General features: G+C 56.2%; 19 protein-coding genes. 14 read left to right on the forward strand and 5 right to left on the reverse strand.

Going from position 1 to position 20,100, the window contains the following annotated elements:
- Positions 1-266 precede the first annotated feature (266 nt).
- Positions 267-713: an EF-hand domain-containing protein gene (locus FEM03_RS02880; RefSeq protein WP_138084671.1), complete on the reverse strand. Its 447-nt coding sequence runs from the start codon at positions 711-713 to the stop codon at positions 267-269.
- A gap of 173 nt (positions 714-886) precedes the next feature.
- Here FEM03_RS02880 and FEM03_RS02885 point away from each other — a divergent pair, with 173 nt between their 5' ends.
- The 4 genes from FEM03_RS02885 (at position 887) to FEM03_RS02900 (ending at position 6,803) form a co-directional block, all read left to right on the forward strand.
- Positions 887-2,272, forward strand: a complete 1,386-nt coding sequence (locus FEM03_RS02885) for a hypothetical protein (protein WP_138084672.1) — start codon at positions 887-889, stop codon at positions 2,270-2,272.
- 16 nt (positions 2,273-2,288) lie between these two features.
- Positions 2,289-3,542: a glycosyltransferase gene (locus tag FEM03_RS02890; protein ID WP_166442581.1), complete on the forward strand. Its 1,254-nt coding sequence runs from the start codon at positions 2,289-2,291 to the stop codon at positions 3,540-3,542.
- An 83-nt stretch (positions 3,543-3,625) separates the two neighbouring features.
- Complete coding sequence (locus tag FEM03_RS02895; protein WP_166442582.1) at positions 3,626-5,212, forward strand: PEP-CTERM sorting domain-containing protein; 1,587 nt, start codon at positions 3,626-3,628, stop codon at positions 5,210-5,212.
- A gap of 64 nt (positions 5,213-5,276) precedes the next feature.
- Complete coding sequence (locus tag FEM03_RS02900; RefSeq protein WP_138084675.1) at positions 5,277-6,803, forward strand: pectate lyase; 1,527 nt, start codon at positions 5,277-5,279, stop codon at positions 6,801-6,803.
- A 98-nt stretch (positions 6,804-6,901) separates the two neighbouring features.
- Here FEM03_RS02900 and FEM03_RS02905 read toward each other — a convergent pair whose 3' ends face one another.
- Together FEM03_RS02905 and prfB are read right to left on the reverse strand one after the other, a co-directional pair.
- Positions 6,902-7,537: a hypothetical protein gene (locus FEM03_RS02905; protein WP_138084676.1), complete on the reverse strand. Its 636-nt coding sequence runs from the start codon at positions 7,535-7,537 to the stop codon at positions 6,902-6,904.
- A 250-nt stretch (positions 7,538-7,787) separates the two neighbouring features.
- A protein-coding gene (prfB, locus tag FEM03_RS02910) for a peptide chain release factor 2 (protein ID WP_206170850.1) occupies positions 7,788-8,910 on the reverse strand; the annotation gives its coding sequence in 2 pieces (ribosomal slippage) (positions 7,788-8,846 and positions 8,848-8,910; 1,122 coding nt in all).
- Positions 8,911-9,062: 152 nt separating this feature from the next.
- Here prfB and recO point away from each other — a divergent pair.
- Positions 9,063-9,635, forward strand: a complete 573-nt coding sequence (gene recO, locus FEM03_RS02915) for a DNA repair protein RecO (protein WP_138084678.1) — start codon at positions 9,063-9,065, stop codon at positions 9,633-9,635.
- Positions 9,636-9,717: 82 nt separating this feature from the next.
- The gene (locus FEM03_RS02920; protein ID WP_138084679.1) at positions 9,718-10,605 is read left to right on the forward strand and encodes a tetratricopeptide repeat protein; all 888 of its coding nucleotides are present in this window, start codon (positions 9,718-9,720) and stop codon (positions 10,603-10,605) included.
- Between the two features lie 62 nt (positions 10,606-10,667).
- Here the strand turns inward: FEM03_RS02920 and FEM03_RS02925 are convergent, their stop codons facing one another.
- Positions 10,668-11,714, reverse strand: a complete 1,047-nt coding sequence (locus tag FEM03_RS02925) for a DUF3500 domain-containing protein (protein WP_138084680.1) — start codon at positions 11,712-11,714, stop codon at positions 10,668-10,670.
- A 109-nt stretch (positions 11,715-11,823) separates the two neighbouring features.
- Here FEM03_RS02925 and FEM03_RS02930 point away from each other — a divergent pair, with 109 nt between their 5' ends.
- From FEM03_RS02930 to ureC, 6 genes are all read left to right on the forward strand, one after another.
- Complete coding sequence (locus tag FEM03_RS02930; protein WP_138084681.1) at positions 11,824-12,219, forward strand: BlaI/MecI/CopY family transcriptional regulator; 396 nt, start codon at positions 11,824-11,826, stop codon at positions 12,217-12,219.
- A 35-nt stretch (positions 12,220-12,254) separates the two neighbouring features.
- Positions 12,255-14,999: a penicillin-binding transpeptidase domain-containing protein gene (locus FEM03_RS02935; RefSeq protein ID WP_166442583.1), complete on the forward strand. Its 2,745-nt coding sequence runs from the start codon at positions 12,255-12,257 to the stop codon at positions 14,997-14,999.
- A 113-nt stretch (positions 15,000-15,112) separates the two neighbouring features.
- The gene (locus FEM03_RS02940) at positions 15,113-15,718 is read left to right on the forward strand and encodes a HupE/UreJ family protein (RefSeq protein ID WP_138084683.1); all 606 of its coding nucleotides are present in this window, start codon (positions 15,113-15,115) and stop codon (positions 15,716-15,718) included.
- 24 nt (positions 15,719-15,742) lie between these two features.
- On the forward strand, positions 15,743-16,045 hold the full coding sequence (locus tag FEM03_RS02945; protein ID WP_138084684.1) for an urease subunit gamma: 303 nt from the start codon (positions 15,743-15,745) through the stop codon (positions 16,043-16,045).
- 161 nt (positions 16,046-16,206) lie between these two features.
- Positions 16,207-16,518 carry an urease subunit beta gene (locus FEM03_RS02950; protein WP_138084685.1) on the forward strand — a complete coding sequence of 104 codons (312 nt, stop codon included), beginning with the start codon at positions 16,207-16,209 and terminating at the stop codon, positions 16,516-16,518.
- Between the two features lie 53 nt (positions 16,519-16,571).
- Positions 16,572-18,296, forward strand: coding sequence for an urease subunit alpha (gene ureC / locus FEM03_RS02955; RefSeq protein ID WP_138084686.1), 1,725 nt, complete (start codon positions 16,572-16,574; stop codon positions 18,294-18,296).
- A 168-nt stretch (positions 18,297-18,464) separates the two neighbouring features.
- Here the strand turns inward: ureC and FEM03_RS02960 are convergent, their stop codons facing one another.
- The gene (locus FEM03_RS02960) at positions 18,465-18,698 is read right to left on the reverse strand and encodes a ferredoxin (protein WP_138084687.1); all 234 of its coding nucleotides are present in this window, start codon (positions 18,696-18,698) and stop codon (positions 18,465-18,467) included.
- 219 nt (positions 18,699-18,917) lie between these two features.
- On the opposite strand from FEM03_RS02960, the gene FEM03_RS02965 reads away from it, so the two are divergent.
- Positions 18,918-19,814 (forward strand): chlorite dismutase family protein, encoded by an 897-nt coding sequence (locus FEM03_RS02965; RefSeq protein WP_138084688.1) that lies wholly within the window; start codon positions 18,918-18,920, stop codon positions 19,812-19,814.
- Positions 19,815-19,850: 36 nt separating this feature from the next.
- Positions 19,851-20,096, forward strand: a complete 246-nt coding sequence (locus tag FEM03_RS02970; protein ID WP_206170832.1) for an addiction module protein — start codon at positions 19,851-19,853, stop codon at positions 20,094-20,096.
- Positions 20,097-20,100: the final 4 nt, after the last annotated feature.

The raw sequence follows: 20,100 nt of genomic DNA on the forward strand, positions 1-20,100 counted from the left end.
TTCAAGAACCGGCCTGCCGGTTTGTGCCCAACCCAGTAAATGCCGCCATATTGTCTCCTCTGAAGCGCAGCAGGCTGCGCCCCGCTACAGCGGCAGCAGGCTGCAGCAGTCCACGACAACTGTGTCGTAGGCCAAGACATGCTGTCGATAATACTGCAGTGTCCCGTCCCAATAAAAGTTAGGGTTGATCCGAACATGAAAAACCACGGAGCGCGTGGCGGTCCGTGGTTTGAAGGCGAATGATTTTTTTGTGAGGCCTAGGTCGGTCAAGGTTTGCCGCCATCGGGTGGACCTTTGGGTCCTTTGGCTCCATCGGGCGGGCCTTTTTTGCCTTTTTTGCCGCCATCGGGTGGTCCTTCACCGCGGGGTGGGCGGGGCATGGAAGCTCTTTCTTCTTCGCTCAACTTGCCGTCGCCGTCTTTGTCGAATCGCTCAAGCATCTTCGCGCGTCCGGCTTCTTGCATGGCGGCTTTTTCCTCTTGATTGAGTTTGCCGTCGCCATCCTTGTCGAATTCTTTTTCGCGGGCTTCACGCGCGGCTTTGCGTTCTTCGGGGGAGAGTTTGCCGTCCTTGTCGGCATCAAATTTTTCGAGGACTTCAGGTGGGACAGGGCGATCACCGCCGGGGCCTTTGGGTTTGCCCTTGTCTTGGGCGGTGGCAAGGGTGACGGAGGAGGTGAGGACTCCAAAGAAGAGCAGGGTGGCGATTTTCATGTTAGTTGGTGTAGTTCAATTGGGTTTGTCGTGGAGGTGTAACCGACGGGTCGAATGGAAGTTGCGTTCGCTTGAAAAAATTGGTGAGTGGAAGGGTAAAGGCTCGATGATTTAAATCTGTGGGCGATTAGGATTGAAGTCACTGGAGGCACTTGTGTAGGGTAGTAGGGAACATGGCTGAACTGATTGATGAACTGCGGGACTTGGACCGACGGGATACCCGACGAGCGTGGTGGTTCGGGTTGGGTATGGTCGGAGTGTTGTTAATGATTATAGGGTTTGTATGGGCACGCGATGTCGCTCCTCCAGATGATTCGGCAATGCTGCCGGTGTTAACGGGAGGTAATGGGAAGGAGAATGGATTGCGAAAATTTATTGACGAGGTGAGGGCCATGCCGGATTCGGGCTTCGATGATCTATCGATGGAGGCCCGCTCAAGAGAGTGGGGGAACACGGAGGAGTTGCGAACGTTTTTGGGTAAGAACGAAGCGAGAATCGAGGCATGGAAACGGTTGATGATGTCGGATCGAAGTGGATGGAGGTGGGGGCTTCAAGATGTGGAGCCATTAGACATGAAGATCGACATGTCTTATTTGTTGGCAGTTCAAGAGACGGCGAATGTCATACGGATGAAATCTTTGCTCTTGGCGCGGGACGGAAAGATCGGAGAGGGGGTGGATATGGCATTGGACTTGTGGCGCATGGGTGGTGGACAAAGACGGGCGCAAGGTGCGTTGATACATTGGCTGGTATCGTTAACCATCGAATCCATTGGTCTCGCTGCGCTGGAGGATGCGGTGATGGCAGGTGATTGTGACGACCCGACGCTTGTGAGGATCCAAGAGGCTTTGGCGCAAGTGGAAGAGAGTCCCTGCAAAACCCTTAAATTCACTTACCAAGTTGAGTATCTGATGATGAAAAACAGTCTAGAATTCATGCCTGACTATCTCGCTGAAAACGCGAATCTGAACTGGGCGAAACCAGTGATTCGGGCGGGATACAAACGAAACTACACTCTGTCGAGTTACATTTATTACCATGAGCCATTAGTTAACTCGGGCGGGGGTGATGCACTTGCGATGATGAGGAAGTCGAAGTGGAGAACAAAGCAACTTGAAGCATGGCGTGACCGTGGGTGGTGGAAGTATGTGCATCCCAATGGAATGGGTCAATGGATGGTCGCGTCGGTTGCGACGTTTGGACGAATCGATGAACGGGCTGCGATGATGGAGACACTACCGGGGTTGACGCAGTTGATGCTGGCGGTGCGACGGTATGAGGTGGAGCGTGGGACGATGCCTGATGCTCTTGATGAACTGGTGCCTGAATTTATTAACAGATTGCCGATCGATCCACTTAATGGAAAACCGTTCCGCTGGGATGCGGTGAGTCAGCGGGGTTACAGTGTGTTTCTGAATGAGGTGGATGATGGGGGGAGTTATACCAAGTCGCGTCGTCCAGATGAGCTGGATTGTGGGGTGTTTTACCCTTGGGGGGAGGAGGCTGTCGAGCAGCGCAAGGAGCAGTATGGGGTGAAGGGTGAGAAGCAGTCGGAATGATGAAGGGGTGATGATTATGGCGCGATTTGTTTTATGTCCGTTTGGGAGTGGGGGGGATGTGAATCCATTCATCTGGCTTGGCAAGTTGCTGAGGGCGCGGGGGCATGAGGTGGTGGTGGTGACGGTGCCGATGTTTGATGAGGTGGTGAAACGGGCGGGGTTGGAGTTTCATGGAGTGGGAGTCCGAGAGGAGTATGAAGCGTTGATCCGTGATCCGAGATTGTGGCAGCCGTTGATTGGAACGGGCCTGGTTTTTCAAGCGGCGGCGAAGGGGATGCGGCCGTTTTTTGAAGCGATCCGGGAAGAGGTGGCGAAGGGCAAGGCGGGCGAGGTGGTGGTGGCGGCTCCGTTTCAGAATGTGGCGGGGCGACTGGCGCGTGAGGTGTTGAAGGTGCCGTTGGTGACGGTGCATTTGCAGCCGATTGCGATGTTCAGCGTGCATGACAGGGCGGTGTTTGTGCAGGGGATGAAGTGGCTGGCGAAGCTGCCATGGTGGGTGAAGCGGGTGATGTTCAGTCTGCCCAATCCTGCCGATGTTTTTTTGGCACCGGAGATCAAGAAGTTGTGTGCGGAGCATGGGGTGAAGGCTCCGAAGCGGGTGTTGAGGGAATGGTTGCATTCGCCAGATGGGGATTTGTGTTTGTGGCCGGAATGGTTTGCAGAGAAGCAGCGTGACTGGCCGGAGAAGGCGGTGGCGGTGGGGTTTCCCTTGGAGGATCTGAGTGGGCAGTTTGTTTGGCCTGAAGGTTTGCGGGAGTTTCTTGATGCGGGTGACAAACCGGTTTTGTTAACGGCAGGAACGGGCAATGCGCAGGCTCGGGAATTTTTTGAGGTCGGGTTGCGGGCGTGTGAGAAGTTGGGTCGGCGTGCGCTGGTGGGAACGCGGTATCGGGAGCAGATGCCGGAGGTGTTGCCGGATTGGGCGCGGTGGTTTGAGTATCTGCCGTTTGGTGAGTTGTTGCCGGAGGTGGCGGCGATGGTGCATCATGGAGGGATTGGCACAATGTCGCAGGCGTTTGCAGCGGGGGTGCCTCAGGTGGTGGTGCCGATGGCGCATGATCAGCCGGACAATGGAGCGCGGATGGAAAGGTTGAGTGCGGGCAGGGTGGCGGCGAGATTGGGAGCTTTAGAGAAGGTTTTGAGCGGTGTGTTGGAGAGCAAGGAGATAAGAAAGGGATGCGCGCAAGTGGCGGGATGGTGCACAGAAGATCGGTCGGCTGAGCGGGCAGTTGACGTGATGGAGGGGGTCATCAACTACGGGGGAGATTGAAGCTTGCAGTGCCGATTCAAGCGATCATGATAGGGTTGGGCAATTCAATGAGCTTTCCGATGATGCATGCAAATTTTTCCAGGGTGATCTCGGCCGGACGGGCCTGCGGTGCAGGACTGTTGATTGCCTGTTTTGGGTTGACTGCAACGAGGGCATCGGCGGCAGTTTTGTTGTGGGATTCCGACTCGGTGGGTGGGGTCGCCAATGATGGGACTGGAACTTGGGAGAACGGCGTGGGGACGGATTGGGTGAGTGGGGGAAGCAATGTTTTGTGGAACAACGCAAATGGCGATACAGCGGCCTTTGGAGATGGGGTGACGACTGGCGGGGTGACGTCGACGGTGACGGTGGCTGCAGGCGGGGTGACGGTGGGTGGCATCAATTTTAACGCGCAGGCGAACAATGGATCGCTTTCCTTGTTCAGGATCCAGGGCGGGATGGTGACTTTGAATGATGGGGCAGCGATCCACAATTTGGCGACGACGGATTCTGCCTTGCACAGCATTGATGGGGCGCTATTTACGACAGGGACGGTGACGTTGAAGGGGAGAAGGTTTTGGATGAGCAATACTTCTTTTGGTGGGGGAGGGACTCTGAATATTGAGACGACAGGCCAGGCGCTGTTTAGAAATGGCGGGGCGTTTGATGGATTGAGTGTGATCAATCTGAACAGTGGGGGAATTGATATCCGAGGCGGTAGTGGCGGGTATAACTATGCGGCGGGGACGACCTTGAATGTGAATGAGAGCCTGTCGCTCAATTCCAATAGTTTGAATGCAGGGGTGATGGTGAACTGGTTGGGGCCGGTGGTGGTGAAGGGAACGAAAACACTAAGTTTGACGCCGGTGAACGCGGCTGCGACGACGTTGCGGATGAGCGAGGTGATTTCTGAGAGCGGCGGGGTCGGCAACGTAACGGTTAATGGCAGTGCGGCCTCGACGACCATTTTCGCGAATGCGAACACTTACACCGGGAGAACGCGGGTGCTGGCGGGGAATTTGCAGGTGGGTGCAGCGGGGGTGGGCGCGACTGGATCGGGCTTGGTGACCGTGGAATCGGCAACCGCGATGTTGTCAGGAACCGGGACGGTGCGTGGCGCGACGACGATATCTTCCGGCGCTTCTTTGAGACCGGGCGATGGCACGGGTTCAGGTGTGACCTTTTTGGCGGGTGGGGGCGTCGGAAAGCTGACGTTTTCGGATGTGACGGCGAACAGCTTGATTCTGGCAACGGGATCGACCACGTTTCTGACATTGGCCGGAGCGACGGGGAATGAGGCGAATCCTTTGGATGGAATCCAGACGGTGGGATTGCTCACAGGTGGTTTAGGGGCGCATGATCAGATCAGTGTGGCGGGATCGCTGACTTTGAATACGGGGAGCACGATCCAGGTGTCGTTGGGGACCGGTTATTCGCCGGTGTTTGGAGACGTGTTTAATCTGTTGGATTGGGCGACGACAAGCGGAGCTTTGTTGCCCAACGCATTCAATGTGAACACGGATCTGGTTTTGGAAACCAGTGCGGCGATGACACTTAATGGTTGGAGCTGGGATCGGAGTCAGTTTTTAAGCAGCGGGGTGGTGTATGTGGTGCCGGAACCGGGGAGGATGTTGCTGCTGACGGTGGGGCTGTTTGGATGGTTGATTCGTCGCGACAAAAAGCGGGTGTAACCGTTTGTGTCGATGGGAAACCTGGATCGATGCAAGAGTGTCGGGCGGTTGGCGTTGATGTGAGATGGTGAAGCGATTAATGCTATTTTTGGGATTGGGGTTGATGGGAGTTGGGGCGCAGGTGACGTCGGTGGAGAAAGCAGAGACAACGCCGGTGGTCGTGCAAGATTGTCCTTCGGTGGCTGAAGTGGAGGAGGCGTTGAAGAAGGCGGCAATGTTTTGTCGGACGAATCTGAGTTTTGCCGGGGGATATGCAACGGATTGGTCGCGGGATTTGAAGGAGTCGGGCACGTCGGACATAATGATGTCGACGGTGATCAGCATTGAGTCACCGGGGACGCCGAGTTTCGGACTGGCTTATCTGGCGGGGTGGAAGGCGACGGGGGATCCGCTCTATTTGCAGGGGATGAAGGAGGTGGTGCAGGCGTTGTTGTGGTCGCAGCTGGCGTCAGGAGGGTGGGATACGTTTCATGATTTTGCGTTGCCAGCGGCGCGTAAGTGGCATTATCGACGTGATCTGGATGCAGGGGATGTGGAACGGGGAGGGCGGAAGGCTCGTTCGACTTTGGATGATGGCAAAACACAGCTGGCGTTGATGTTTTTGCTGGAGGTGGCACAGCTGGCGGAGTTCAAGGAAGATGGGTCTCTGCAGAAGGCGTTGCGATTTGGGATGGAAGGGTTGCTTGCGGCACAGGCACCCAATGGTGGATGGCCGCAGGGATATGAAGGGCCGGCGGATGGTTCGGCTCCGGTCGTGAAAGCGCGGTTCCCGGTGGAGTGGTCGAGGGTGTTTCCAAAGGTGGAATACACGTCGTTTTACACATTGAATGATGGCAATCTGGAGTCGTTATGCCGTTTGTTGCTGAGGGCACATGAACTTGATGCAGAGGGCGGGGAGAAGTATCTGGCGGCGGCGAAGCGGTTGGGAGATTTTCTGTTGCTGGCGCAGTGTCCTCAACCGCAGCCGGGTTGGGCGCAGCAGTATAATCTGGAGATGGAGCCAGTGTGGGCGCGGAAGTTTGAGCCGCCGAGTGTGAGTTCACTCGAGACTTTGGGGGCTTTGAAAACCTTGCATCAGGTTTGGCTGGCGACGGGAGAGAAGAAATATCTTGAACCGGTGAAGGAGGCGCTGGCGTGGCTGGAGAAGTCGCGGTTGCCAGATGGACAGTATGCGCGGTTCTATGAATTGGGGAGCAACAAGCCGCTGTATTTCGTGAAGGACACTTATGAGCTGACTTATGAGGATGGTAACCTGCCAACTCATTACGGTTTTAAGTTGGATGAGTTGCAGGATGATATTGAGCAGTTCAAGAAATTGATGCTGAGACCGCGCGAGGAGTTATTGGCGAAGCGGGTGCCGAAGGCGACGGAGCGCGAGTGGCTTTCGGCGTTGAAGGGACTGACAAAGAAAGCGGTGACGGCGTTGAAGGACAAGAACAAGGAGGGCCTTTGGACCGAGGAGAATCGATACGACGCCGGGGAGATTGTCGCTAACATGATGGTAATGGCGAAGTATGTCGAGGCGGCGAAGGGGGCGGGGAGTTTGTTTGAGGAGTATCGGGGTAAGGTGAATGTGAGCGGGGGTGGGTGAGTAGTTTTTGTGGAGTGCGGCGATGTTCGCCGCTTTGCTGGGCGCACGGCGTGCCAAAAGTGGCGCATCTCTCCACCTCTGCGCTTGGAGTTTATAGGTTAACATGCTGGGGATGGTCGATGGGAACTTCTTTCAACGATGCGTTTCATGATCCAACCCAAGAGAGTGCCGATGATGGCTGCGATGATGAGGTTACGGCGGTAAGGCGGGGGATGGATGAGGTTAGGTTGGGGGCGTTGAAGAACAGTTAGTGCGAAGTCGGGTTCCATCTGAATCGATCCTTTTTTTGAGATGTCCATGACGTTTTTGCGCCAGGAAAGATATTCGTCGATTACGGCATCAAGGTAGTGAGCGGGGTATTCTGACTGTGTCCCGAAAGCTCCGATGCTTAAAAAGGTAGACCCTGGATGGTGCAGGACTTTCAGGGATACCTCGGCAGGTTGAAGGTTGGGATGAAGGGAGTTTAGGCGATGGAGGGCGCCAAGATGGACTTGATGGCTTTGAATGACTTCGATTTGTGTTTCAAAGAATTCGCGCACAAGTGTTTTTGGGAACGACTTGAGGGTGGGTTGATCTGGAGCCGATGATGATATCTTCAGCCTGGCAATGGCGATGTATTGGATGGGACGTGTTTTGAGGCGGATGGCTTCGAGGGAGATGGCGAGGAGACAGAGGAAGAGCGGAAGGTATTTGGCGAAGCGGTGGACTCGACTGTGGAGGGGTGGCGGGGGCATGCCGGAAATGGTTTCAGATTTCCTTCGTGGGCGCAATGGAGAAATTAGGCGACTTGGGGAAGTCGGAGTGGAGCGGGTTCCGAGGTGACGGAGCGGTTGGGTGGAAGGGTTTGGGGGCGTGAGGCGGAATTGATGCGCGGGGACGTTCGGGACAGACAAAATGCCTGTCCCGCCCACAGGCTTGAAGCCTGTGTCACTACGGAGGTGGTATGAAAGGCCCGGGACGAGCCTTCTACTTTTTTCGTTCGAATTAATCGATGTCGTCTTCGTCTTCGCCGGCTTTTTTGCCGCGGAGTTTGGCTTCGATGAAGTCATCGAGGTCGCCGTCCATGACGCCGCTGACGTTGCCGGTTTTTTCGCCGGTGCGGTGGTCTTTGACCATCTGATAAGGTTGGAAGACGTAGGAGCGGATCTGGTTGCCCCAGGCGACGTCGCCTTTTTCGCCGTATTGACGCTCCATCTCGGACTTCTTTTTGTCTTCTTCGAGCTGGTAGAGTTTGGCGCGCAACATGTTCATGGCCATCTCGCGGTTTTTGCCTTGGGAACGCTGGACCTGACAGTTGACGATGATGCCGGTGGGCTGGTGGATGAGGCGCACGGCGGTTTCCACCTTGTTGACGTTCTGTCCACCCTTGCCGCCGGAGCGGTAGGTTTCGAATTTGATGTCGGCTTCGTTGAGTTCGATGCCGACGTCTTCTTCGACTTCGGGGGTGACATCGACGCTGGCGAAGGAGGTGTGGCGCTTTTTGGCGGCGTCGAAGGGGCTGATGCGCACGAGGCGATGAATGCCGCGTTCGCAGTTGAGCTTGCCATAAGCGTAATCGCCGCTGACGCGCAGGGTGGCGTTGCGCACGCCGACTTCTTCACCGGGTTGGAAGTCGATCATTTCGAGTTTGTAGCCGGAACGTTCGGACCAGCGGGTGAACATGCGCAGGAGCATGTCGGCCCAGTCGCAGGATTCGGTGCCGCCGGCGCCGCAGTGAATGGTCAGGTAGGCACCGTTCTTATCGAAAGTGCCACTGAGCATGACGGTGAGTTCGAACTGGTCGAGCGCTTTCTCGATGGATTCGAATTCGAGTTCGACTTCCTTCCATGAATCGAGGGTGTTCTCGGACTGGGCGATTTCGCCAAGCACGGCGAAGTCGTCGAGACGGGCGTCGATTTCAGCAAGGGGGCCAAGCTGGCCTTTGATGGTGTTGACGCGGTCGATGACCTTTTTGGCGGCCTCTTGACGGTCCCAGAAGGCTGGGGCGGTCATCTGGTCTTCGAGGGCGGCGAGTTCGGAGTTTAGTTTAGCGACGTCAAAGATACCTCCGGAGCGCCCCGAGGCGGCCCTTGAGAGCCTCGGTATCGAAGGCTTGGAGATCGGTGATGACGGATTTGGCTGGCTTTTCCATTTTACTAGGTAGACATAAGACGGAAGACTTCAAGACAAAAGACTTCTGGACGGACGTGAGGTTTGTTGAGTGGAGTTGTTTGAGGATATGGTTGTCTTTTGTCTTTTGTCTTCGAGTCTTCTGTCTGATTGGAGAAGAATACGGCCATTTTGATCAATCGTTACCGACTGACGGAGTCGTCGCTGATCGTGCACTGGTGCTCGGCGGAGGCGGGGTTGTTCAAGACGGTGGCGAAGGGGGCGTTGAGGCCGAAGTCGGCCTTTGCGGGGTTGGATTTGCTGGTGACCTGTGAGGTAGGCTGGGTTCCGGCGCGGGTTTCGGATTTGCATGCGCTGAAGGAGGTGCGCATGCTGACGGCACGCATGGGGTTGCGCGGCAGTTATTCGAGGGTGCTGGCGGCGACGTATTTTTGCAAGTTGCTGGAGCTGGTGGCGGAAACGCAGACGCCGTTGCCAGGGGTATTTCCGCTGCTCGAGTTGAGCTTGGACTATTTGGATTCGCATGAGCCAACGGTGAGATTGGTGGAAAGATTTGAGGATCGGTTGTGCCTGGAACTGGGGTTGGGCGAGGTGTTGCCGGGAAGCGGGGGGCGGATGCTGGGGGAGGTGTTTCATCGTCCGTTGCCGACACAGAGGGGGGATTTGATGAAGGAGTTGAGGCGGCAGGAATCGCGCGGAACCGATGAAATGAAAAATTCCTAACCAATCGTTGAACTCAGGGCTTGTTAATTTGTCGCGTTCGTCCTAATGTCCCAGAACCCCCAACAAGTGTTCCATAGTCACGATGTCGTCAGAATCGATTAATTCCCTCTTAGAAGGTCATGCCGACAACCTGTATGATGCAGGCAAATTTGATGAGGCGATGCGTGTCGCGGGCACGGCGCTGAGGAATGCGCGACAGGCGGCGGAAGAGGACGAGGCTGAGTTGCCACTATTGGTAAATGCCTTGGAAAAACTGGCGGGGCTGCATCAGGAAGTAGGGGATTTTGACAAGGCGGAGTCGATGTATCTTGAGGCGTTGGAGCATGCGGAGCAGGCGGGCTTGTCGAAGGATCGGTTTGCGCGGTTGCGCAGCAGTCTGGCGATGCTGTATGATTTTAATCAGCGTGAGGAACAGGCGATTCCCCATTATGAGCAGGCGATTTCGGAGTATGAAAAGCTGACTCCACCTCGCGGGCAGGATGCGGCGCAGTTGCGCAACAACCTGGCGATGATTTACAAAAGCCTGGGGCGTTATGCGCTCGCAGAGCAGCATTATTTGATGGCGCTGGAAACGTTGGAGGAGATCTACGGACGGAACAACGAGCGGGTGGCGGCGGTTTTTAACAACCTGGGTGGGTTGTATTATGCGGCGGGGTTTCCGGAGCAATCGAAGGAGATGCATCTGGAGGCGCTGGACATCCGGATTCAGGTTTTCGGGGCGGATCACCCCGAGGTGGCGCAGAGCTACAACAATTTGGCGACGTCATGTTACGAGCTTCAGGACGATGCCGGGGCGCAGCAGAATTACGAGAAAAGTCTGGCAATCCTTGAGCAGCATCTGGAGACCACGGGCACGGATGCTTATGCGGAGACGGGGGCGGATTATCTGACCGTTTTGGAGTCAGCGGGCGAGGAAAAAAAGGCGGCGGTGTTTAGGAAGCGGATGGAGAAGCTGATATCGAAAGGCTAAAGGCTAAAGGCTAAGGGATAAAGGCCTGAGAATGAGCCTGTCCTTTGAACAACACCTCCGAATTATTTTTTGAGGCCGTGGTCTTGTTCGAGGTGCTGGCGGAGGAGGTCGTCGCCAAAGTCGCCGTTGAAGTCGCGCCAGACGGTGTGGATGTGATTGGCGTTGTTTTGGGTGTTGTCGTATTCGAGAAGGAAGCTTTTGCCCTGGACGCGATAGTAGTGGGGTTCGTTGGGTTTGCGGCTGCCGGCCCAGGCGAAATGGAGGGGGCCTTCGGTGAGGATTTCCTTCCAGCGGTCTTCGGCAACTTCAGGTCGCATGCGGAACAGGTGGGTGCGGACGAGTTGCTGGAGATAGGTGGTTTGCGATTCGCTGAAGTCGGCGGTGGAGAGACCGAGGGGCTCCAGAGTTTTGGCTTTACGACTGTTGCCGGTGAGGATGTCGGGATAAGCTTTCTCGCTGACGAGGGCTTGTTTCCATTGTTGGTCGTTGAGGGAGGCGGCGAGGGTGCGGCCGTGGTCTTCTTCTTCGGCGAGGACGCGGAGTCCGGCGCGGGGGCCTTGACGAATTTCGGCGGGATTGGAGCCGAAGAAGTGGGGGGCGGTGCGCAGGAGGTGACCGTTTTTGATGGTGTAATTCAGGGAGAGGTGATGGCCTTCGAAGCGCCAGCCCCAAATGCTTTTCATGGAGGGTTCGCCGAAGATGCTGAGGTGGTATTTGGCGGGGTTGCGACGTTCGCGGACGGAGGCTTTATCTTTGGGGTCGGTGCGGGTGGCGGATTCGATTTCGAAGAGGAGATCTTCGAGGGAGATGATGTCGTTGACACGACGGTAGCCCTGGGCGCTGAGGCCGGTGTTGATGAGGGTGTGAGCGAGTTTTTGCTGGGCCTCGGTCATGTCGCGGAAGGAGAGGCCTTTGCGTTCGCGGGGGACGAAGTGCCAGTTGACGCGTTCTTCGGATTCGAAGGGAAAAAGGGTTTTGGTTTTTTGTTCGGCGTTGAGGCTGGCGGTGAAGGTGTTGGCGGCCCTAGCCATATCGTCGGCGACTTTTTCGTGGGCGAAGACCGTGGTGGTGAGGGAAGCTAGAAACAGGAGAAGGGCGAAGCGCGGCATGGGATAGGTTTACGGGGGAGGAACCTGGTTTTTTTCGAGTGAATGAAAAATCGACGATCTACGAAAGAATTCGTTTGATAGAACGAAGGGCTTCGTAGATGATGGCGACATGGCGGATTTAATGAATCAAAAACCGACGGCGGCGGAGTTGGCTCTGTTAAGGGTGTTGTGGGAGCGGGGGCCGAGCACGGTGCGGGAGGTGATGGAGCATCTGGCGGGTGAGAAGGAGATGGGGTATACGACGGTGCTGAAGTTTTTGCAGATCATGTTGGGCAAGGGGCTGGTGAAACGGGATGAGGCGGGCAAAACCCATGTGTATGAGGCGGGGATTCCGGCGGAAAGGATGCAGCGGAGGTTGGTGGGGGATTTGATGGAAAAAGTTTTTGCGGGATCGGTGAGTCAGTTGGTGATGCATGCGCTGGGGGCGAAGAAAGCGAGCAAGAAGGAGATTTTGGCGATTCGGGGATTGTTGGATGAACTTGAGAAGGGAGGGAACAAGTCATGAGTGGATGGATGATGGAGTGGTTATCGCATCCACTGATGCAAGAGGTGGCAGTGACGTTGGGGCATTCGCTTTGGCAGGGGACGGTGGTGGCCGTGGGGCTGGCGGTGGTGTTGAAGATGATGCGGAGTGCGGGGGCGGGAATGAGATATGGGGTGTGCTGTTTGGCGTTGGTCGGTTTGGTTTTGTGGCCGGTGTGGACGTGGTGGCAGATGGGGCGAGGGACGGGTTTGGAGGTGGTGGAGATGCCATGGGATCAAGTGATGGGAAGTGGAGACATGACGGCGATGACGCAGGTTGGGGGCAATGGGAGTGAGGAGGTCGATATGGTGGCGAGCGGAGGAGCGAAGGTGGAGAAAGGTCGAAGGTTGCCGATTTGGGGATGGCTGATGGTTGGTTGGCTGAGTGGGATGATGCTGCTGACGGTGTGGCGGACGATGGGATGGTGCGCCTTGAGGCGATTGAAGGTGGGGGCGGTGCCGTTGAGTGGCGAATTTGAAACGCTGGCGAGGCGTTTGGCGCGGAAGATGAGAGTGGGACGGCGGGTGGTGGTTTACTGGTCGGACAAGGTGGGTGGACCGCTGGTTTTTGGATGGTGGAGGCCGGTAGTATTGCTGCCGGTGTCGTTGATGACGGGGTTTACGGCGGCGCAGGTGGAGATGATCCTGGCGCATGAGTTTGCGCATGTGCGGCGTCAGGATTATTTGGTGAACCTGTTGCAGATGGTGACCGAGACAGTGTTGTTTTTTCACCCGGCGGTGTGGTGGATCAACCGGCAGATTCGTCGTGAGCGCGAGCATGCCTGTGATGAAGCGGTGGTGGCGGTGATGGGAGATGCCGATGGTTATGCGCGGACATTGACACAGTTGGCGGAGCGGGAGTTGGACGGGGTTCCATCGATGGCACTGGCGATGGCGGCTTCGGGTGAACGTGGGGATTTGTGGGTGCGGGTAACGCGGTTGGTGCGGATGACGGAGGGGCGTGAGGAGTTGAGGTTGTTCCCGGGGTTGGCTTGGGTGGGGGTGTTGTTGGTGGGAGTTGGCGTGTGGTTAATGCCGGCGGGCGGGGAGGTTTTGGCGGTTGAGGTCGAGCGTGAGTTGGTGCGCGGGGCGATTCGGGATCGGAATGGGGTGGCGTTGGCGGTTTCGGATAAAGTGGATCGGCAGGTCGTGTTTGATTTATCCAAAGTGATGGAGGCATTTGCGGCGAAACATGATGGAATTTTACCAATGCATGATCTCAAAGAGAAGGGGGCTGATGGTGAGTTCGCGGTGGTGGGGGAGGAACCGGACATCAAGGCGATGTTTGATGAGGTGGTGATCGCTGCCCTCAATAATCGGGGGATTGCCAAAGAGTATAACGCGAACGCTATGCGGATGCATTTTCGCGAGATGGCTGCAGGTGATCCTTGGATGTATCGTTCGGGTCTTACGATGGAAGAGGTAAAGGCATTGACGGAGATGGCGGTCGAATTGCCAGGAATCGCAACGCGGGTGGTGAAGTTGAGGCGGTATCCGTTCGGGGAGCTGGCGAGCCACGTGACGGGTTACGTTAGTCAGCCCGATGATCAGAGAGGAGGGAATGAATTGTTTGGGGTGGCCGGTGTGGAGAAGTCGATGGATGAGGTGCTGAAAACGGTGATTCATGGAAAACGCAGGCGGGGGGAGGATGTGTTTTTGACGTTGGATATGCGGGTTCAGCTGGTGATTGAACGGGCGTTGCGGGAGTTTGATTCAATTCCGAAGTTGGATCGAGGTGCGGCGGTGTTGATGGATGTGGAGACGGGGGATGTTCTGGGCATGGTGTCGTGGCCGAGTTATGATCCGAATTGGTTTGTGCCATCGATCTCGCGGGATGACTTTCGGAAGTTGGTGAACGACTGGAGGAATCCGATGTTTAACCGTGCCGTGAATACCTTTGGGCCTGGAGGTGCTTATTTGCCGGTGACTTGTCTGGCGGGGATTGCTGGGGGACAAAAGGATACGGTGTTTAACTGCACGGGGTCGGTGACTTTTGGGAGCAAGAGCATGAAGTGCTGGATCGCCACTAAAGGGGAGACTCATGGACCGCTGGGGATGCGGGAGGGGATGGGACGTTCGTGCAACACGTATTTTTATCAGATGGGGAATGCGGCGGGGATCGACAACATCGTGAGCATCGGGAAGGCTTTGGGATTGGGGCAGAAGTCGGGGATTGAGTTGGAAGAAGAGGATCAGGGAATTCTTCCAAGTCCGGATTGGCTGGCGAAAAATCGGCCAAAGGAAAAATGGTCGGCGGGCTACACGGCGAATACCGCGATTGGTGCGGGGCAGGTGCTGGCGAGTCCATTGCAGATGACGACAGTGTATGCGGCGATTGCGAATGGGGGGACGGTGTGGAAGCCGAGGTTGGTGGATCGGTTGGGGAACAAGAAACGCCCGGCGCTGAGAGCGGGGTTTTTAGCGGAATATGGAGTGACTGCGGAGGGGATGAAGGAGATGCGTCTGGGGATGGAGGATGTGGTGCAGAAGTATTCGGCGCAGCAGGCGAAGAGTGAGAAGATCAGCATCGCGGGAAGGACGGGAACGGCGCAGAATTGGAGGCCGGATGGGCGAAAGGACAATCATGTGTGGTTTTGTGGGTATGCTCCTGCGGAGAAGCCCAAGTGGGCATTGACGGTTTTTGTGCAGGGAGCGCATTCGGGTGGGTCGGTGGCGGCTCCGATCGCGAAACGGATCTTTGAGGATGTGGCGGCAATTGAGTCGGGGGAGTTGGAGGTGGATCTGGATTTGGAGAGAAAGTAGAAGGCTCGTCCCGAACCTTGGAGTTGAGATGAAAGGCCCGGGACGGACCTTCTACATTTGAGCTTCACATCTGGCTTGGTTTCTGCTTTTTTGAGGTTCACGAATTGAATCTCATGATGCGTTTTTGGTTTCCTCTTTTGATGTTGGGTTGGGTGGTTTGCGTGGCTCCGGTGGAAGCGCATCCGGGGCATTATCATCCGCCGGAGGAGGTGGATGAGTTTGCGGATGCAGAGGCGTTTATGATGGGGGTGAAACATCCATTCACGGGCTTGGATCATTTGCTGGCGGCGCTGGCGGTGGGGGCTTTGGCTTTGGGGATGGGGAGGCAACAGGGGGCGGCGACGATGGGCGTGTTTTTTGCCGCGATGGCTTTTGGGTATGCGGCGGGTCATGTGGGGTTTGCGTTGCCGATGCTGGAGTCGGGCATGGCGCTGGCGGTGCTGGCGGCGGGGGTGTTGTTGATGTTGCAGCCGGGTTCAGGGGTTTGGCTGAAGTGGGGGGTGTTGGGATTGATTGGTTTTTGGAATGGGGGGGCTCACGGGATGGAGGCGGCGAATGCGGTTTATGGCTTGGGATTGCTGGCAGGGATGCTGTCAATTGCGGTGGTGGGAATTTTGGCGGCGGTGGCGGCGGGCAGATGGTCTCCTCAGGTGCCACGGTTGGCGGGGGCGGCGGTGGCGGTGGCGGGAGTGGTGCTGATTGTGAGCCGCCTGGGTTGATGAAATTATTCCGCACGCTTTGTTATGCATTTATCTCCTCGCGAAACGGAAAAGCTTTTGATTGTGGTGGCGGCTGATTTGGCGCGTCGACGTCGGGATCGGGGGGTAAAGTTGAATCACCCAGAGACGGTGGCGTTGATCACGGCGGAGATCATGGAGGGGGCGCGGGATGGGAGGTCGGTTTCGGATTTGATGAGTTATGGGACGACGCTCGTCAAACGCGATGAGGTGATGGAGGGGGTGCCGGAGATGATCCATGACGTGCAGGTGGAAGCGACTTTTCCCGACGGGACGAAGCTGGTGACGGTGCACAATCCGGTGAGATGAAGCTCGAGCAGGCTGAGTTTTTTAACCACAGATGGACACAGATGAACGCAGATAAATGCCTTTGGTTCTGAACTCAGGATCTGTGTTTATCTGTGTCCATCTGTGGTTCTGAATTTGTATTTTTAACTTCTGATTTTCGACTTCTAACTTCCGACTTTCTTATGATTCCTGGTGAATATGTCCATCCTGTGGGGGCTCCGATGTTGGAGGCGAATGTGGGGTTGGCGACTTGTCTGGTGCAGGTGGCCAATACGGGGGACCGGCCGGTGCAGGTGGGAAGTCACTTTCATTTTTTTGAGGTGAATACCGGGCTGGTGTTTGATAGAGCGGCGGCGCGGGGGTTTCGATTGAATATCCCGGCGGGCACTGCCGTTCGGTTTGAGCCGGGGGACACGAGGGAGGGGGAGTTGGTGGCGTTTGCGGGGAAACGCGAGGGTTATGGCTTGAATGGGTTGGTGGGTGGGCCGTTGTAGAATTAGCTGAATGACGGACGCGACGCAGCGCGTCCCTACCGATTTTTTTGATTATGGGATTACAGATTTCACGCAAGCAACACGCCAGCATGTTTGGTCCGACGGTGGGGGATCAGGTGCGGTTGGCGGACACGGAACTTTTTGTCGAGGTGGAACGGGACTTGATCGCGGAGATGGGGGGGTATGGCAATGAGGTGAAGTTTGGCGGAGGGAAAGTGATTCGTGATGGGATGGCGCAGTCGCCACTGGCTTTGGATGTGGACGCGCTGGATTTGGTGATCACGAATGCATTGATCATTGACGCGATTCAGGGGGTGATTAAGGCGGACATTGGGATCAAGGGCGGGCGGATTGTTGGGATCGGGCATGCAGGGAATCCGCTTTTGCAGGATGGGGTGGACATGATCGTGGGGGCGGCGACGGAGGTGATCGCGGGAGAAGGGTGCATCATCACGGCGGGGGGGATCGACACGCACATTCATTTTATTTGTCCGCAGCAGATTGAGCATGCCCTGGCGAGTGGGATTACCACGATGTTTGGCGGCGGAACGGGTCCGGCGCATGGCACTTATGCGACGACTTGCACGCCGGGTAAGTGGAACATTGAGCGGATGCTGGAGGCGGCGGAGGAATATCCGATGAATTTGGGATTCATGGGCAAGGGGAACTGCTCAACGCCGGAGCCGTTGCGTGAGCAGGTGCGGGCGGGGGCGATTGGGCTGAAGTTGCATGAGGACTGGGGGACGACTCCTGCGGCGATTGATACGTGTCTGGGCGTGGCGGATGAGATGGACATTCAGGTGGCGATTCACACAGACACGCTGAACGAGGCGGGGTTTGTGGAGAGTTCGATTGGGGCGTTTAAGGGAAGGACGATTCATACGTTCCACTCGGAAGGCGCGGGCGGAGGACATGCGCCGGATATCATTCGGGTTTGCGGCGAGCCGAATGTGCTGCCGGCTTCGACAAATCCGACGCGGCCGTTCACGGTGAACACGATTGATGAGCACCTGGACATGCTGATGGTGTGTCATCACTTGGACTCGAAGATCCCGGAGGATGTGGCATTTGCGGAATCGAGGATTCGGCCGGAGACGATTGCGGCGGAGGATTTGCTGCATGACTTGGGGGCGATGTCGATCATGTCGAGTGACAGTCAGGCGATGGGACGGATTGGGGAGGTGATCACGCGGACCTGGCAGACGGCGCACAAGATGAAGACGCAGTTTGGCAAGCTGGAGAGCGATGTGCATCAGGCAGGGGACAATTTCCGGGCGCTGCGTTATGTGGCGAAATACACGATCAACCCAGCGATTGCGCAGGGGATTGCGCATGAAGTGGGATCGATTGAGGTGGGCAAGCTGGCGGACTTGGTGGTGTGGAAACCGGCGTTTTTTGGGGTGAAGCCCGAGGTGATTTTGAAGGGAGGATTGATTGCGATGGCGAACATGGGGGATCCGAATGCGAGCATTCCGACGCCGCAGCCGATGTTTTATCGTCCTCAGTTTGCGGCGCATGGTCGGGCAAAGTATAAGACGTCGCTGACGTTTGTGAGTCAGGCAGGGTTGGAGGCGGGGGTGAAGGAGCTGGGGTTGCAGAAGACGCTGGCGGTGGTGAAGAAGTGCCGGGGGATTGGGAAGAAGGATCTGATTTGGAATGATTATCTGCCGAAGATTGAGGTGGATCCCGATACTTACATTGTGAAGGCGGATGGACGGGAGTTGCGGTGTGAACCGGCATCGGTGCTGCCGATGGCGCAGCGGTATTTTTTGTTTTGAGGTTGTTTGCCACGAAAGATCACAGAAAACACAAAAGGAAAGTAGAAGGGCCGTCCCGGCCCTTGGGTGGAAAGGCAAGGCTCGGGACGAACCTTCTACTTTGTTGCATAAAAAAAGCCGTGACCCCGGGTGGAGGCACGGCTTGAAAATGAGGACTAAAGTGACGGTTTATTCGCCGTCTTCGCCGATGGCTTCAACCGGGCAACCGGCGAGGGCTTCTTCACAGAGCTGGATTTCTTCGGCGCTCTCGGGTTGCTTGAAGACGTAGCTGTGACCGCCGTCGTCATCGCGGGTGAAATTGGAGGGGGCGGTTTCGCGGCAGAGGTCGCAGTCAATGCACTGATCGTCCACGTAGAATTTGCCTGTGGTGTTTTGAGGATATTTGTTTTCGACGTCGGCCATGGAAGGTGGGTGGGAAGTATTGTCGTTGGAGGGTAATCCCAGATGCAGGGGCTGCAACTGGATTTTGGCGAACGGACTTTTTGATTTTGAGTAAAGGAAAAGGCGTTCGATTAAGGTCGCTGAAGCATTGGGCGGGCCAATTGGATTTTTTGTTTCGTGTGGGTTGCTTCAAGGGCCGGGGAGTGGCAGGGTGCTGGCCTGCTGAGTTTTTTTATTTTTATGTCCACGACTCCCTTCCCTACGTCTGCGAATGTTGAGGCTTTGAAGCCGTTGATCCCTGTGGAGGGGTTGCATGTGCTGCATCTGTTTTACACGATCGAGCATGGGGCGTGGGCGATGTTGACGGGCGAAGAGCAGCGGGCGGCGAAGGTGCGGTTTGCGGAGCTGGTGCAGATGATTCGTTCGCATCCGAAAACGCAGCTGCTGACTTTTAGTGTGGTGACGCCAAAAGCGGATTTGGGGTTCATGTTGCTGACCCCCGATTTGCACGATGCGAACCGGTTTGAGAAGGAACTCACGTTGTCGTTGGGGGCTGATGTGTTGCAGCCGGTGTATAGCTATTATTCGATGACGGAATTGAGTGAATATTCGACATCGGAGGAGGAGTATAAAAAGACGCTGGCGGCGGAGATGAAGGAGCAGGCGGCGCACGGCACCGAGTTGGTGTTGAATCCGAATGATCTGGATGGCAGCGAGACCTTTGAGCTGCGCGTGGTGGAGTGGCGCAAGCGGATGGAGAAGTATAATCAGGACCGCTTGTATCCGAATCTGGCCGACTGGCCGGTGCTGTGTTTTTATCCGATGAGCAAGCGTCGCAGCGATGGCAACAACTGGTATGCGACGGATTTTGAGGCGCGTCGTGAGTTGATGCAGGGTCACGCGCGGGTGGGCCGGCAGTGGGCGGGCAAGGTGCGGCAGTTGATCACGGGATCAACGGGACTGGACTCAATGGAGTGGGGGGTGAGTTTGCTGGCGCATGACACGTTCAACATCAAGGGGATCGTTTATCAAATGCGTTTTGATGAGGTGAGCTCGAAGTATGCGGAGTTTGGAGATTTTTACATCTGCCTGCAACTGCCGTTGAATGAGCTGCTGAGCCGCGTGCAGTTGGGTTGACGTGATGTGGGTTTGGGTGGATGATGGGGGATGTTGGTGAAGTCCCCTTTATCCCCCGAAGAGGTTGATGCGCTGAGTGTTGAGCAGAAGCTGGCGCTTTTTGATGTGCTGGCGGAATCGATGCAACCGGCGATCTTGCAGGATTTTTGGCCGATGGAGGAGCTGGAAGAGCGCTGCCGCTTGGTGGATGAGGGCAAGATGAAGGTGATTCCGCTGGAGCAGGCGTTTGATGAGTTACGGGCGGAGTTCAAAGAGTGGAAGGAGACGAAAGGGAACCAGTGAAAAG

Source organism: Phragmitibacter flavus, assembly GCF_005780165.1.
Classification (GTDB): Bacteria; Verrucomicrobiota; Verrucomicrobiia; order Verrucomicrobiales; family Verrucomicrobiaceae; genus Phragmitibacter; species Phragmitibacter flavus.

Bases quoted from the DNA above. Each gene is read 5' to 3' on its own strand.
- FEM03_RS02880 (WP_138084671.1), bottom strand. From the start codon at position 713: ATGAAAATCGCCACCCTGCTCTTCTTTGGAGTCCTCACCTCCTCCGTC.
- FEM03_RS02885 (WP_138084672.1), top strand. From the start codon at position 887: ATGGCTGAACTGATTGATGAACTGCGGGACTTGGACCGACGGGATACC.
- FEM03_RS02890 (WP_166442581.1), top strand. From the start codon at position 2,289: ATGGCGCGATTTGTTTTATGTCCGTTTGGGAGTGGGGGGGATGTGAAT.
- FEM03_RS02900 (WP_138084675.1), top strand. From the start codon at position 5,277: ATGGTGAAGCGATTAATGCTATTTTTGGGATTGGGGTTGATGGGAGTT.
- FEM03_RS02905 (WP_138084676.1), bottom strand. From the start codon at position 7,537: ATGCCCCCGCCACCCCTCCACAGTCGAGTCCACCGCTTCGCCAAATAC.
- FEM03_RS02920 (WP_138084679.1), top strand. From the start codon at position 9,718: ATGTCGTCAGAATCGATTAATTCCCTCTTAGAAGGTCATGCCGACAAC.
- FEM03_RS02925 (WP_138084680.1), bottom strand. From the start codon at position 11,714: ATGCCGCGCTTCGCCCTTCTCCTGTTTCTAGCTTCCCTCACCACCACG.
- FEM03_RS02930 (WP_138084681.1), top strand. From the start codon at position 11,824: ATGGCGGATTTAATGAATCAAAAACCGACGGCGGCGGAGTTGGCTCTG.
- FEM03_RS02935 (WP_166442583.1), top strand. From the start codon at position 12,255: ATGCAAGAGGTGGCAGTGACGTTGGGGCATTCGCTTTGGCAGGGGACG.
- FEM03_RS02940 (WP_138084683.1), top strand. From the start codon at position 15,113: ATGATGCGTTTTTGGTTTCCTCTTTTGATGTTGGGTTGGGTGGTTTGC.
- FEM03_RS02945 (WP_138084684.1), top strand. From the start codon at position 15,743: ATGCATTTATCTCCTCGCGAAACGGAAAAGCTTTTGATTGTGGTGGCG.
- FEM03_RS02950 (WP_138084685.1), top strand. From the start codon at position 16,207: ATGATTCCTGGTGAATATGTCCATCCTGTGGGGGCTCCGATGTTGGAG.
- ureC (WP_138084686.1), top strand. From the start codon at position 16,572: ATGGGATTACAGATTTCACGCAAGCAACACGCCAGCATGTTTGGTCCG.
- FEM03_RS02960 (WP_138084687.1), bottom strand. From the start codon at position 18,698: ATGGCCGACGTCGAAAACAAATATCCTCAAAACACCACAGGCAAATTC.
- FEM03_RS02965 (WP_138084688.1), top strand. From the start codon at position 18,918: ATGTCCACGACTCCCTTCCCTACGTCTGCGAATGTTGAGGCTTTGAAG.